Consider the following 14,806-nt stretch of genomic DNA (forward strand, 5'->3'; position numbering starts at 1 on the left):
ATAAGGAAGTTGATTATGAGAAGATTGCAAATGATGATATGTCTGGTATTTACCGTATCGTTCGCTTTGTTTATAGGATATCAGGTGAAAGAGAAGATGATGGCCGATGATACGCCGCCTGTGATCACATGTGAAGAGGACACGGTATCTGTCAGCGTGAAGGATGGAGAAGCCGCACTGCTTAAAGGTGTAACAGCAAAGGATGATAAAGATGGCGATCTTACGGAATATATCCGAATCTCTGCCATGACGCATTTTATCAATAGCAGGCGCAATGTTACGTATGTTGTTTTTGATGAGGCCAATAATATCGGAACACTGGAACGATCTGTAGAATATACCGATTATGTTTCGCCAAAGATCTATATGAAAAAACCGTTCCGGTTTACCGCTTCAGAAGAGATTGAGCAGGCGATCCGGGAAGGACTGTCGGCGGAGGATTGCCTGGATGGAGATTTAAGCAGTCAGATTCGAACGATTTGGGATGACAGTTATTACAGCTCCCTGACGGGGGATTATCCGGTGACTCTGCAGGTCAGCAATAGCGCCGGAGATGTGTGCCAAGTGGAAATCGAGATGACTGTTACGGAAGCAAATGACCGTGAGGAAAACGGAAAAGAGTATCCGCTTCTTTCAGATTATATTGTATACACGAAAGTAAATCAGATGATCGATCCGGAATCTTTGATTATAGGAATCGAGAAAAATGGGACAGAATATCTGTATGAAGAGGATGAAGAGTTCCTGGCCGGGACGAGGGAGGCCATTCGGATCGATTCGAAAGTGGACTATGCGAATCCCGGGGTATACACGGTAGAATACAGTTACACCGGTGAAAATGCATCGACAGCGGTTACGAAGCTATTTGTAGTTGTGGAGGAAGAGTAGAATGAGCAGAGAGGAAAGACAACGGGAAGAAATCGCGGGGGCTGTCGATATGGGGATCGATCTTTTTACTCTGGTGCAGGATCTTCTTCGTAACTGGTGGGCGATCATTCTGGGAGCGCTCGCGGGGGCGATGATGTTCTATGTTGCGGCAAATATAAAGTATGTTCCCGAATACACTTCGACAGCAACCTTCGTGGTCGGTTCGAAAGAAAGCAATTATTCTTACAGCAATTTAAGCGCGACTTATAATATGGCACAGGTTTTGGAGAAAACACTGAAAAGCAATGTGATGAAAAAGATCATCTGTGAAAATCTGGGGATAGAAGAGGTAGATGCGAAGATCCAGACAGACGTTATGGAAGGAACCAATCTGCTTACCCTGAGTGTGACGGCAGATAACGCAAGAGAATCCATTGATATCATCCGCACGATCATGGATCATTATACTGAAGTATCTATTTACACGGTTGGGAATGCAGTATTAAACGTTCTGGAGGAACCGAAGATGCCGTACGCATCCGCGAATCCATTGGATGCGCGTGCCCAGGCAAAGAAAGGGTTTCTTGCAGGTGCGGCGATCTGTACGCTGCTATTCGGGCTGTTGTCGGTGATGCACAATACGGTAAAGCAGGAAAATGAGATTGAGAAAAAGCTGGATGCAAGAAGTCTTGGATCGATCAGTTTCGAATATAAATATAAGACTGTAAGAGATGTGTTAAGCCGAAAAAAAGCGGCGGTTCTGATTGATAACCCGCTTTCTGGATTTGCCTTTGTAGAAAGCTATAAAAAGGCGACGGCGAAGGTAGAATATCAGATGGCGAAAGAGGGGAGAAAAGCCCTGGTCGTGACCAGTGTGTCTGAGAATGAAGGAAAATCTACGGTGGCGGCGAATCTTGCCATCAGTCTCGCGGACCAGGGGAAGAAAGTGATCCTGATAGATGGCGATATTCGCAGACCTTCCCAGTTTCTTATTTTCAATCAGAAGGAAACAGAACAGAAAGAGCTTGGTGAGTTCTTAAAAGGTTCCGGTCATTTGTCGGATATTCTGATAACGGGAGACAGACCGCGTTTGTTTTTTCTGGGCGGAAGAAATTGCTACTCTTCTTCCACAGAACTGCTTTATTCAGAGCGCTTGCCCATCCTGCTGGAAGCATGCCGCAAGAGTGCGGATTATGTGATCATTGACACTCCGCCGGCAGGACTTCTGGGAGATGCACAGGTGTGGGCGCAGCATGCGGATGCCGTGCTCATGGTGGTGAGGCAGAATTATATGCTGGCTGAAGATGTAAATGATATTCTGGATGAATTCCGTGACGGTCACGCGAAAATTCTGGGAGTTGTTCTAAACGGTGTGAAATCCTTTGCCGGTGCGGCAGATAATACGATCGGGCGCTATTATGGGAAATATGGTGAGTATGGATATTACGGACACTATAATCATAGAAGGAAATAAGGTACATGGAAGAGTATAAAGAAGTATTTGAAAATGAATCAAGAAGAGAGTTGGAAAAAATTGATATTACTTCGCTTTTTGTGGATTTTTGTCAGGGGCTGCGTAAACTATGGTGGTTGATCCTTGTATTGACCGTCGTGTTTGCGATAAGAGGGTATTTTGCAACAAGTACCAGTTATGTCTCGCAATATGTGGCAGAGGCTACGGTATCGGTTACATCTTCTACAGGAAGTTCGGCAGAAGATATGGCACAGATTTTCCCATATATTCTAAGCAGTGGAGTTCTCGCGGATGTTGTGGCGGAGGATATGGGGCTTACGCAGATCCCCGGAACGGTCAGCGCGGTGGCGGATGAGGGGACGAATCTATTGACCATTTCCGTGACGTCGAGTGATCCGCAGGTGGCATATAACACGCTTCAGTCTGTCCTCAAGAACTATCCGGAGGTGGCAGAATTTGTCGTAGGAAAGACGAAACTGACCGTATTGGACGAAACGGGAATCCCGTCTGACACAAGAAGAGAAGAAGTGATCCGCGGCTCGTATAAGCGAGGGGCACTTAAGGGTGCCGGCTTCGGATTTGCGATACTGGCGTTTTATGTTCTTACAAGAAGGACTGTGAAATCAAAGAAAGAATTGAAAAATCAAATCAATCTGATGGATTGCGGAAGTATTCCGTATATTCAGGTTAAGAAGAGAAAAAAGAAGACTTTCAATAATTCTCTTTGTCTGTTAAATGAAAGAATTTCGCAGGGATATGTGGAAGCAATCCGTAAGCTTCGGATCAAGGTCATGAAAGATATGGAGGAGAATCAATTCAAATCAATCATGATTACCAGTTCCATACCGGGGGAAGGCAAAACAACACTTGCAGTCAATCTGGCAATCTCCATTGCAAATCAGGGAAAGAAAGTGATACTGATTGATTGTGATATGAGAAATCCATCCGTCGCCGGAGTGATGAATGACCGGGAAACGCATCCGGGGCTGGGCGCTGTTTTGAAAAAAGAAACTGCTCTGAATGATGCATTGATCCGTGTAGAAACAGGTAAGGGAAGTCTTGAAATTCTGTACGGTGGGAATAATGATGAAAAGAACACGAAGATGCTGGGAACAAAACGAATGGAAGCACTGATTCGTACGTTGAAAAAACAGGCGGATCTTATTATACTGGATACAGCACCATCCGGTATTCTGGCCGATGCGGCGGTTCTTGCAAGGTATGTGGATGCGGCGCTCTATGTGATCCGATATGATCATACCAAGATGCAGCAGATCCGGGAAGGGATCCAGTCACTTGTAATGAGCGGTATTCACCTGATCGGTTACACCTTTAACGGGGACAACCAAAGCCGCGGTCGTGGTTACGGATATGGCTACGGTTATGGCTACGGCTATAAACGCTATAGTGGTTACAGCCGGTATGGTGTGAAAAAAGAGTCGGACTCATACAGGCATTATGGAAATGCCCCGAAGGGTACACAGGATCAATACGGGCGAATCATTAAAGAGTAGGAGGAGACAGATGAGATTTTTCAGAAGAAATAGAAAAAGAAAAATTCTTGGGTTATTGTTATTGGCAGCTATATTACTGAATGTTGGAATATATGGATCAATCGCATGGAAATATTATCAGGATGTTGTCTCGATCGTACCGGAAGATCAGGTGGACCCAACCGCAAAAAGTGTAAAAATAGCACAGGAAGATCCAAAGGACGAAGATGTTTTCAATGTTCTCTTAGTTGGTACGGATTCCCGCGATCCGAATTCCGATATGGGACGTTCTGACAGCATGATGCTTGTATCGTTCAATAAGAGTAAGAATAAATCAACGGTCGTGTCTTTTCTGAGGGACTCATTAGTAGATATTGACGGATACGGGAAAAGCAGGTTGGGACACACTTATGCATATGGAGGAATCGGACTGACGATCAATACGATCAACAAGACCTATGACCTGGATATCCAGAATTATATAACCATTGATTTTGAAAATCTGGTCAGTATTATTGATGAAATCGGCGGGGTAAAAGTTTTCATTACGGAAGAAGAGGCAGAATACTACCGTCAGAACGGAATGCCGGATATACAGAGCGGCGATATGACATTAACCGGATCGCAGGCTTTGGCCCATGCACGCAATCGTACACTTGGAAGCGATTTTGAACGGACCAGACGACAGAGAAGCGTTATGTACGGAATCTACCGCCAGATTATGGCGGAGAAAGATGCTTCCGCCATCCTGCCTCTGATCAATTACTGCATGAATCATGTGAAAACAAACATGAGCGTGACGGAGATTTATGATTTGGCAAAACAAGTACTGGCGATCGACAATCTGAGGATGCAGCAGGCAAGCATGCCGACAGAGGGGGCATACCAGCCGGTTACCTATGAAGGAATGGACGTGCTGGAAATCGATATTGAGGCAAACAAAAAATATTTGAATGAATTGTTGTATTAAGGTGGGGAGCAGTTCGCAGTATAAAAATAGAAAACCGCATCATTTCCGGTAAGGTATCAAGTAAGGCATTATTGGAAATGATGCGGTTTTTTCGCATAGTAGCCTGAAGTGACTTCCGATTACTGTTCATACAGCAGCCGGCATTTCTTCCGGTTACGTGCCAGGGACGCACATGTCCCTTGTTGACAGAGAAGAAAAAAAAGGTGTATCATGATTTCGTGTACAAATTACAGGGGAACAAACGGAAGAAAAAATATAAGGAGGCAGAGCAATGGGACAGCATTCTATGCAGAATATGGAGGATCAGCACAATCCGCTTGGCTTTGAAAAAGAGTCAAAGCTATTGGTGAATTTTGCAATTCCGTGCATTATATCCATGCTGGTCACAGCGTTATATAATATTGTGGATCAGATTTTTATTGGTCAGGGTGTAGGGATGCTTGGAAATGCGGCGACGAATATTGCATTTCCTCTGTCGACGACATGCACAGCGATTTCCCTTTTGATCGGAATCGGAGGTGCAACGAATTTCTCTTTGAAACTGGGGGAAGGGGAGGAAAAGGAATCCGCCGGATATGCCGGGAATGCTATCGCTCTGATGGGAATCTTCGGGATCTGTCTGCTTGCGGTTGTCTTACTGTTTCTGACTCCGATGCTGAAGTTTTTCGGTGCGACCAGCGATGTACTGCCGTATGCGGAGGAGTACACCAGGATTGTGGCAATTGGATTTCCATTTCTGATTGCAAACACCGGTATGAGTAAACTGATTCTGGCGGATGGCAGTCCGAATTATTCGATGATGTCTATGCTTGCCGGGGCAATTGTGAATACGATTCTGGACCCGATTTTTATCTTTGCATTCCACATGGGAATGTCTGGTGCTGCGCTTGCGACTATTATGGGACAGATCCTGTCATTTACGATCAGTCTCCGCTATATGTTTCGTTTTAGGAATATTCGTCTGGAGAAGGGCTGTTTCCGGATGAAGAAAATCCGCTGTCTGAATATTTTCAAGCTGGGAATGAGTGCATGCTTCAATCAGATAGCTATGGCAGTTGTGCAGATCGTGATGAACAACACGCTTGCGTATTATGGGGCATGTTCCGTTTATGGAAGTGATATTCCGCTTGCATGTGCGGGAATCATATCGAAGGTAAATATGATCTTTATGTCGTTTATCATCGGAATCTCCCAGGGGGTACAGCCGATCATCGGTTACAATTACGGGGCGAAGAAATACAATCGTGTACGGAAGACTTATCTTCTTGCAGTGGGAACGGCAACGGTGCTTTCGGGTATTGCATTTTTCTGCTTCCAGGTGTTCCCGAGACAGATCATTTCTGTATTTGGGAAGGGAAGTGAGCTATATTTCCAGTTTTCAGAACGGTATTTTCGTATTTTTATGTTCCTGACGCTGATCAATGGAATCCAGCCGGTTACGTCCAATTTCTTTAATTCCATCGGGAAATCAAAATTGGGTGTGTTTATGTCGCTGACAAGACAGATTCTGTTTTTGCTCCCGCTCATTATCATTTTCCCTATATTCATGGGAATCGACGGAGTCATGTATGCGGGACCGATTGCCGATGCGGCGGCTGCGATTGTGTGCGGTTTCTTTACACTGAGAGAACTGAAGGAATTGAAACTTTTGGAGCTTAAGAGGCAAGAGGAATAAGTATACGATGGAAGATTCATATGTATTACAACTTTTAGAACCGAAGTTCAAGGAATTTCACCTTTGTTTCTGTGGTTTTGCACAGTGTGAACCCTTGCACAGTTATGGTCCTGCAAGTCGTCCGAATTATATTATTCACTATATTATGGATGGCAAAGGTATTTACCAGGTGGGAGAAAAGAAATACAAATTGTCAAAGGGACAGGGATTTCTCATCGAGCCGGAGGAACTGACCTTCTATCAGGCCGATCAGGAAGAACCCTGGAGCTATCTCTGGGTTGGAGTAGGTGGAACCGGTGCAAAAAAATTTATACAGGACATTGGACTGAACAGTCAACAGCGAATTTTCCGGTGCGCGGACGGGGAGAAGCTGAATGAAATTGTGATGGATATGATGAAGCATACCAGATCAACAGTTTCAGATCTGTATTATCTGCAGGGAAAGTTATACGAGTTGTTCTCGGTTCTGGCATCCGATGTGGTGATAGAGGAATTAATGGAAGAGAATAAAGAGAATCGTTATATTCAAGAAGCGGTGACTTATATCCGGAATCATTACGCGGCAGGACTTACGGTAGAAGAACTGGCAGGCTATCTGGGAGTAAATCGAAGTTATCTTTATACGTTATTCAAAAATAAGCTGCAGCTGTCGCCCAAGGAGTTCCTGACAAAATTCCGGATATCCAGAGCGAGAGAACAGTTGATTCTTACGGAAGAATCGGTGGAAAATATCGCTGTTGCCTGTGGATATCACAGCACGCTGGTTTTTACAAAGAATTTTAAGCAGGAGACCGGGATGACTCCGACAGAATTTCGTAAGACGAACCGGCAGGCAGCGAAAGATCGTCTGCTCATGAATCAGAAGAGCCCGGGAACCGGAAAAAACTAACATTTGATATGTTTTTGCTGACAAAAAGAACTAACGCAAGCCTTTGAGGAGCGATATACTTGTTATCAGAAATTCAAAGGAGGAACGAAGATGGCAGCAATTATTTATCATGAAAAAAGCAGAATCTTTCACTTATATAATCAGCAGATCAGTTATCTGATGTGTGTGTTGGAAAATGGCCATTTAGGACAGCTTTACTATGGGAAACGGATTCGTGACAAAGAGGATTTCTCTTATTTGATTGAAAAAGCACCCAGACCAATGGCTTCTTATATTTATGAGGGGGATCGGACCTTTTCACTGGAGCATTTGAAACAGGAGTATCCGGTGTACGGAACGACCGACTATCGCCATCCGGCGGTGGAGATTTTGCAGGAAAACGGAAGCCGTCTTTCAGATTTCCGGTATGCCGGGCATACGATCAATGGCGGAAAACCGCGCCTCGAAGGGCTTCCGGCAACGTATACGGAATCAGATGATGAGGCACAGACCCTGACGGTTATTTTGAAAGATGAATTGACCGGAGTAAAGTTAGAACTTCTTTACACGATATTCGAAAAGGACGGAGTGATCGCAAGGAGTGCACGGTTTGTAAATGAAGGAGAAGCTCCGGTTCACCTTCTCACGGCCATGAGCCTGAGTCTGGATCTGCCGGATAAGGATTATGTATGGCTGCAGCTCTCCGGAGCATGGGCGAGAGAAAGATATGTTAAGACGCGCGTGCTGGAACAGGGAATTCAGGCTGTGGACAGCAGACGTGGCAATTCATCTCATGAGCATAATCCGTTTCTTGTGCTGAAGCGCCCGCATACGACGGAACATCAGGGGGAAGCTATCGGCTTCAGTCTGGTATACAGCGGCAATTTCCGGATGCAGGCGGAAGTGGACACGCATGATGTGACAAGAGTCACGGCGGGGATCAATCCGGCAGGGTTTGACTGGAAACTGGATATAGGGGAACATTTCCAGACACCGGAGGCGGTTATGGTTTATTCGAATGAAGGGCTGAATGGCATGAGTCAGGCATTTCACAGGCTGTACCGCTCCCGACTTGCCAGAGGATACTGGAGAGACCGGGTAAGACCGATTTTAAATAATAACTGGGAAGCGACGTATTTTGATTTTACCGAGGACAGGCTGGTGGAGATCGCTTCTAAAGCGAAAGAGTGCGGTGTGGAACTATTTGTACTCGACGACGGCTGGTTTGGAGAAAGAAGCAGTGACCGCGCAGGCCTTGGAGACTGGTACGCGAATAAGAAACGTCTTCCGAGAGGAATCAAAGGATTGGCAGAGCGGATTGAAGCGTTGGGTATGAAGTTTGGACTTTGGTTTGAACCTGAGATGGTGAACAAGGATTCCGATCTGTATCGCTTACATCCGGACTGGATTCTTCAGACGCCGGGACGCAGTGTTTCCCACGGAAGATATCAGTATGTGCTGGATTTTTCACGAAAAGAAGTAGTGGACTGCATTTACGAAATGATGGCGAAGCTGCTTGCGGAAGCGCGCATCTCTTATATCAAATGGGATATGAACCGCAGCATTACGGAGTGTTATTCGGCAGCACTTCCGGCGGACCGCCAGGGAGAAGTGTTCCATCGGTACATTCTGGGAGTGTATGACTTGTATGAGAGACTTACGAGTAACTTTCCTGAAGTTCTGTTTGAGTCCTGTGCAAGCGGAGGAGGACGATTCGACCCGGGAATCCTGTATTATGCCCCGCAGGGATGGGCAAGCGATGACTCAGACGCCGTGGAACGACTGAAAATTCAGTACGGCACATCCATGTGCTACCCGATCAGCAGTATCGGCGCCCATGTTTCTGTGACTCCGAATCATCAGGTATTCCGAAATACGCCACTTCATACACGGGCAAATGTAGCATACTTTGGAACATTTGGCTACGAACTGGATCTGAACAAACTGACAGATGAAGAAATCGAGCAGGTGAAGTCGCAGATAAGTTTTATGAAGGAATACAGAGAAATCATACAGTTCGGTACCTTCTATCGCCTGAAGAGTCCGTTTGAGAACAATGAGACGATCTGGCAGGTGGTAAGCGAGGATAAGAAAACATCTCTGGTGGGATGGTATCGTGTACTTAATGGAGTCAATATGCCATATACCCGGATACAGCTCCGGGGACTGCTGGAAGATACTTTGTATGAAAATGTGGAAAACGGTACGGATAATTATGGAGATGAGCTGATGAATCTGGGCCTTCTCACTTCCGATGTGACGGCAGGAGAAATTCTGTCCGGTAAAACGCCATGTACAGACTTTGATTCCAGAATCTATGTGTTAAAGGCAAAGGAATAATAGAAATGAAGAAAGAAGAAAAAAAAGAAAAGGCAAAGGGCGTAACTGGAATGAGGGCTGCGTTCATGCTGCTGGGAATTCTTTTGATCGGAATATGTGTGACCTGCTATCGCCTGAGTGAATTTGGAGTAGATCCGTTTAGTGGGATGAATCTTGGAATCAGCGGTTTTATCGGATGGTCCTTTGGAAACTGGCAGCTTGTGGCGAATATATTAATTTTGGTTGTAGTATTTTTTACTGTACGTCATTTGATCGGACCGGGAACGGTTATTAATATGGTAGGCGTAGGCTATACGGCAGACTTTTTGTGCTGGGTAGTGCTGGATGTACTGAAAGTGGAAATGACACTTCCGCTTCGGATACTGGCCTTGTGTCTGGGAACGCTGTTTGCCTCACTCGGTGTGGCGCTTTATATGATCGCCGATATGGGACTCTCTCCGTATGACAGTGTGGCTCTGATCATTGAGAAGCTGACCAAAGGGAAAGTGCCTTTTCAATTTGCCAGAGTAGCTTCCGATATTACAGTCATTGTGATCGGAGTCGCATTTTGCCTGGCGGCAGGTAATAATGTGTGGCTGATCGTGGGGATTGGAACGATTGCAAATGCATTGCTGAACGGGCCGTTGATCCAGTTCTTCAGGAAGCGGATTGAGAAGGTTGTGGATTTATAGTAAATTGCTGGAAATTATAACATCATCGGTGCGGCGGGTAATTTGTCTGTGCACCGATGATGTTTTTTATTAAATAGGGCTCATTATAAGTCGAGGAGTTCTGCGATGATTTTATTGGTATCGTATTCCGGTGCATATTTTTCAGATACATCACAGATCCGTTGAATCGTTTGAATATCTTCTTCCAGCAGATCAGCAATTTCTGTAGGGGGCAGTTGCTTTTTGAGTTTTTTGCAGATTTGTGGAACAAGGATTTCCATATGACCTTCCATGCGCCCCTCTTCCTTACTGATCCGACGTGTTTCCTGAACATCATAAGCTTCAAAACTGTCAAATAACATATCAAAATCCCTCCGTGTAATCAGATCGGTAAATGATTCTACTTCCTTGCGTGGTACATTCAGCCGATACAAGAAAACAGCGATAATTTTACCAATCAATGTTTCCAAGTGTAGAAAGTATAACATAAGGCCGCAGACCAGGCAAATTAAAAAAGTATAAAATGTAAAATACACTTGATAATACGGACATAACTGTGTATTCTTGAAAATGTAAGATATATTTTACATATAGGGTTATGCTTGAATAAAGGAGAAAAGTATGCAGTTTGAAGATGAGAAAGACTATATTATGCGGATTATCAAAGAGATGGTCGCCATTTTATCCAGTTTAGTATTAGGAAAACAGTATGTACAGGTGGAACTTGACAAGGAGAATAAATACGGAGTTTCCGGAGCAAAACCGGAGAAATGGAAGCAGTTGATTGATGCCGGAAAAATCAATGAGGCGGAGAATATGCTTTTGGAAACGCTGGATTATCATGATAAGGATGAAGTGGCAGCGGCAGTATTCTTTTACGAGTATATTGCTGAAAAAGGGGATGCATTTCTGGAGAAATATAATTACTCGATGGAAGAGGCGTTGGATGGTTTGAAGCAGATTGCTCTTCACTGTGGATATAAAGATGTTGTAGAAGTATTGCTGCAGAACCATATATAGAGGGGCAAAGAGTAGGAGGAATGAAAATGAAACTGATCTACAAAGGAAAATATAACGGAGATGTAAATACGCTTCCACATGGCGAACACAAGCCGGGCGCGGTGAAATTTAAGGAATTTGATGATGCAAAGACTTTGGGGATTGTTGCAAATGTCATAGCTCTTGTGATAACTGTGGGATTGTTTTTTTTATTTCTGGGAACATTGGGGGCACTTTGTCTGGGAATGGGAGCGGGAGATTATTATAATGTTTTCAATGCGTTAACACAGATGCCGAGAGGGGCAAGAACTTATTTGTATCAGTTCAATTCTTACTGGTATATGCCGTGATCATGAAGGCAGAATGTATGGGCTGCCAGGTAGACAGCCCATGCAATTCTGAGGATTATTTCATTTGCGGCTGAGTCAGGATGGATTTAACATGTTCAACCTCTTCCTGAGTCGCTTTGGCTGCCGGAACGTAATAACTTTTCTCCCGGGCAACCTGATAAAGTTTTTCCTGAGACATTTCAGTCTGATTTCGCATCTGCTTCAGACATTGTTTCAGTTCTTTGTTTTCTGTCTGGGTAATATAATCCGCAAACATTTTCAATTCCCCGTTGACTCCTACCAGAGTATCGGTAACCATCGTCTTTTCGTCCATTTCTCTGTGCCTCCTATAAAAATTTCATCAATTCCTGCTTATTTTTCATGGCAGAATCCGCTGCATCCTGAAAAATCTTTTTTACTTCAGGATCCTGTGACTGGGATGCATAATCCGTCATTTTGCAGTGGCAGGTTTCAAAACCGCCGATCAGGTGACGCAGATTTTGTAAGTCCAGAATCGAAATATCAGACATAGTATCATCCTCCTTTTGTACATTTCGTGTTACGGACTTAGTATGGCTTAGAAATATCCTTTTTATTCTGGCTGGGGAATGATATACATTTGCCTTTCCTTGGGATAGGTACTTCCAAAGATATAGTTCGTTATATCGTCAAATGTAAGATCCGCGTCATTTGCATATACCAGATAAGTGCTGTCGGAGGCTGCGTTTGGATGGCGTCCTGTAAACAGCGCTTTATATTTATAAACGCGTCCGTCAGGTGCAAGAAATCCATCGGATCCGGAGGTGGAAGATTCTGCATCTTCCTGGGAACTGCTTTCCTTCAGTATGTACAGTTTTTCACTTTTCCCGCCTGCCAGAAGTGCTTCTTCGACGTCCGACATGGTTACAGCTTCTTCATTTGTGAGGATCTTGTAAATGTTGTCGGTTGTTTCACCATTTCGCTTTCCGATTATATATCTGGTGTATTGATATAATGTGCCGTCCGGACTTTCTGATTTTTCTCCGAAATTTGCAGCCGGTTCGTAATATTGACGTATTGCCTGTAAATATTCGGTTAAGAATATTTGCAGATCCGCCTCCGATGAGGAAAAGCTTTTGATATCTTCTATTTGAAGAATCTGTTCCAGATTTTCGGCAGTACATCTAAACCTCCTCATTTCGGTCCCGTCCGGGGCAGGGTATGTCCACTCAACATATTCGGCATTATCGGTTAGTATCAGAAAAAGTGCGGCTTTTTTCAGCATATCGCTATAGGCGGTATACTCATTGCGGGGAGATTCTGCAAAGTTTATTGTAATACCATAGTCGGTTTCCTTAGTATTCAGCTTTAAAGTATATTCTCCAAAAGAAGAGATATTTATAAGCTGCAAAATAGTTTCATCAGCCACGACATCGCCTAAATAGGGATTTTTTGACTGATACAATTCTTTTGCACGCTCAGAAACAGAATATGCCTCCAGAAGTTCATCACTTGTTTTCCGGGAAAAAACAAGGTAGTACAGGATGTCTCCGCTGTTTTGTGAAAGGAGTTCCGTTTTCCTGGCCTTATCCATGTATTCACTGCAGGAAATAGCAGATACACCTTCGCCGTCGTCAAAATGCCATGCTGCAAGGACGATCTCCTTATCGGGAACAATATCAGCCCAAGCGGAGGTGTTCGCCAAATAATAATTCTCCGCCATTCCGAAGAAATGGATGGCATTGGAAACGCTGAAATCAGCCTGGGTATTTTCGAAATTTACGGAGAAAAGAGCATTCCGCTGGGAAGCGTCCGGGTAGTTGAAATCCCGTTTTACGGTGAAATTTCCTTTGCGCGGCAGCCCATTTTCTGTGAAATCTACATGCTGCAGGATCTGATATCCGGTCAATTCTCCGTCAGTATAGCATTCCTGATATAGAAGCATACTTTTGATGTCAGAAGAAACCCGGTATTCATATTCAGTTCCGTCGGACGAAACTGTAGCGGCGCCTGACTTATTGCGCATAGAGCTCTGATTCAGAACATTCCCACATCCCAGCAGAGCAGTAAGAAGACAAATTACAATACTGACGGCGATTACCGGTTTTCCCGGAGACTTAAAATACAGTATATTTTTGATACGGCTTTTAACAGAAGTTTCGCCGAATGCCAAAGCTCCGGCAGTATGGTACTTTCTGCCTGCGGCAAATCCGAGAAGCGTGCGGCTGTATGGTTCACGGAAATCCGCTTCCGTGTTCAGAAGAACATGCTCATCACAGCTCATCTCCATATCGCGGCACATGAAATAATAGGCGATCCATACCAGAGGATTGAACCAGTATACACCAAGAAGAAGGATGGCAAGCACCTTCACCTGATGATCGTGGCGGCGAATATGGTATCGCTCATGCAAAAGGATACATTGGTGCTCCGTCTCACTCAGACGGAAAGGAAGATAGATCTTCGGACGCAGGAATCCCATAACAAAAGGGACGGAAATGCTGTCACATTCATAGATATCATCTTCGTATTTTACGGCGGTGGCAACCGTCTTTTTCAGCCGTCTGACGGAAAGCGCCTGATAAGTAAGGAACAGCAGGATACCGGAAATCCAGATTCCAATCATGATATCGGTAACGGTAAAAATTCCCTGCAAAGATTCTGCTGATCTTTCGGAATCAGGCGAAGCAGCAGAAGAGGGGAAAGAACCGGCAGTTACTGTGGATCCGGCATTTGTATCGCCTGAACCGGAAGGCTGCCGGTTGGTTTCGGATTGACTTGCTGCTTTCTCTGCTGAGGTCTGCTTTGAAACATCGACTGCCTCGGAGATATCAGATGGTGTGCCTCCTGAACTCGTGTTACCCGCCGTATTGCCGTTATAGATAACATTAGGAGATTGCAGATCGTCTGTGGTGTCCCAGATCATCTGATTCCCGGAGGAGATATGCCTGCTTAACAGATCCAGACTGAACAGACTGTATCGGCTGGAAAATGAGAACGGGCAGATCAGGCGAAACGCAATGATTCCCCACAGCATATAAGAGAATATTTTCGGTGATTTCCGAAGAAGCTGTCTTGCAAGCAGTACGAGGAGAATCACAATGCCTGCTGTGAAAGACATATTGCAAATTGTAAGGAATATTTCCCGGATCAGATTCATAA

At 44.6% G+C, this 14,806-nt stretch carries 14 protein-coding genes; 10 read left to right on the forward strand and 4 right to left on the reverse strand.

The features are described 5' to 3' along the window. The first annotated feature begins 15 nt into the window (after positions 1-15). The 8 genes from ACTNBF_RS12460 (at position 16) to ACTNBF_RS12495 (ending at position 10,358) form a co-directional block, all read left to right on the forward strand. The gene (locus ACTNBF_RS12460) at positions 16-888 is read left to right on the forward strand and encodes a hypothetical protein (RefSeq protein WP_441089385.1); all 873 of its coding nucleotides are present in this window, start codon (positions 16-18) and stop codon (positions 886-888) included. A gap of 1 nt (position 889) precedes the next feature. Continuing rightward, on the forward strand, positions 890-2,341 hold the full coding sequence (locus ACTNBF_RS12465) for a polysaccharide biosynthesis tyrosine autokinase (RefSeq protein ID WP_441089386.1): 1,452 nt from the start codon (positions 890-892) through the stop codon (positions 2,339-2,341). A gap of 5 nt (positions 2,342-2,346) precedes the next feature. Continuing rightward, a complete protein-coding gene (locus tag ACTNBF_RS12470; RefSeq protein ID WP_441089387.1) occupies positions 2,347-3,855 on the forward strand; it encodes a polysaccharide biosynthesis tyrosine autokinase in 1,509 nt (502 codons plus the stop codon). 10 nt (positions 3,856-3,865) lie between these two features. Next, positions 3,866-4,804, forward strand: a complete 939-nt coding sequence (locus tag ACTNBF_RS12475) for an LCP family protein (RefSeq protein WP_441026014.1) — start codon at positions 3,866-3,868, stop codon at positions 4,802-4,804. 286 nt (positions 4,805-5,090) lie between these two features. Next, complete coding sequence (locus ACTNBF_RS12480) at positions 5,091-6,479, forward strand: MATE family efflux transporter (protein ID WP_441089396.1); 1,389 nt, start codon at positions 5,091-5,093, stop codon at positions 6,477-6,479. 7 nt (positions 6,480-6,486) lie between these two features. Further along, positions 6,487-7,368 carry an AraC family transcriptional regulator gene (locus ACTNBF_RS12485; RefSeq protein ID WP_441049557.1) on the forward strand — a complete coding sequence of 294 codons (882 nt, stop codon included), beginning with the start codon at positions 6,487-6,489 and terminating at the stop codon, positions 7,366-7,368. Between the two features lie 90 nt (positions 7,369-7,458). Continuing rightward, positions 7,459-9,687 (forward strand): alpha-galactosidase, encoded by a 2,229-nt coding sequence (locus tag ACTNBF_RS12490; RefSeq protein ID WP_441089388.1) that lies wholly within the window; start codon positions 7,459-7,461, stop codon positions 9,685-9,687. A 5-nt stretch (positions 9,688-9,692) separates the two neighbouring features. Further along, the gene (locus ACTNBF_RS12495) at positions 9,693-10,358 is read left to right on the forward strand and encodes a YczE/YyaS/YitT family protein (RefSeq protein WP_441089389.1); all 666 of its coding nucleotides are present in this window, start codon (positions 9,693-9,695) and stop codon (positions 10,356-10,358) included. Between the two features lie 83 nt (positions 10,359-10,441). Here the strand turns inward: ACTNBF_RS12495 and ACTNBF_RS12500 are convergent, their stop codons facing one another. Beyond that, the gene (locus tag ACTNBF_RS12500) at positions 10,442-10,771 is read right to left on the reverse strand and encodes a hypothetical protein (protein ID WP_441089390.1); all 330 of its coding nucleotides are present in this window, start codon (positions 10,769-10,771) and stop codon (positions 10,442-10,444) included. A gap of 187 nt (positions 10,772-10,958) precedes the next feature. Between ACTNBF_RS12500 and ACTNBF_RS12505 the strand changes: the two genes are divergently transcribed. Both ACTNBF_RS12505 and ACTNBF_RS12510 read left to right on the forward strand, forming a co-directional pair. Further along, positions 10,959-11,357 (forward strand): DUF6483 family protein, encoded by a 399-nt coding sequence (locus ACTNBF_RS12505; protein WP_291817176.1) that lies wholly within the window; start codon positions 10,959-10,961, stop codon positions 11,355-11,357. A 26-nt stretch (positions 11,358-11,383) separates the two neighbouring features. Further along, positions 11,384-11,686, forward strand: a complete 303-nt coding sequence (locus ACTNBF_RS12510; protein ID WP_427820128.1) for a hypothetical protein — start codon at positions 11,384-11,386, stop codon at positions 11,684-11,686. Positions 11,687-11,741: 55 nt separating this feature from the next. Here ACTNBF_RS12510 and ACTNBF_RS12515 read toward each other — a convergent pair whose 3' ends face one another. The 3 genes from ACTNBF_RS12515 to ACTNBF_RS12525 all read right to left on the reverse strand — a co-directional run bounded on the left by ACTNBF_RS12515 (position 11,742) and on the right by ACTNBF_RS12525 (position 14,804). Then, a complete protein-coding gene (locus ACTNBF_RS12515; protein ID WP_291817180.1) occupies positions 11,742-11,999 on the reverse strand; it encodes a spore coat protein in 258 nt (85 codons plus the stop codon). A 13-nt stretch (positions 12,000-12,012) separates the two neighbouring features. Then, positions 12,013-12,195 (reverse strand): hypothetical protein, encoded by a 183-nt coding sequence (locus ACTNBF_RS12520; protein WP_291817183.1) that lies wholly within the window; start codon positions 12,193-12,195, stop codon positions 12,013-12,015. A 62-nt stretch (positions 12,196-12,257) separates the two neighbouring features. Next, a complete protein-coding gene (locus tag ACTNBF_RS12525) occupies positions 12,258-14,804 on the reverse strand; it encodes a M56 family metallopeptidase (protein ID WP_291817185.1) in 2,547 nt (848 codons plus the stop codon). Positions 14,805-14,806 lie beyond the last annotated feature (2 nt).

The sequence above is a fragment of the Bariatricus sp. HCP28S3_A4 genome (genome assembly GCF_052066395.1).
Lineage (GTDB): Bacteria > Bacillota > Clostridia > Lachnospirales > Lachnospiraceae > Allocoprococcus.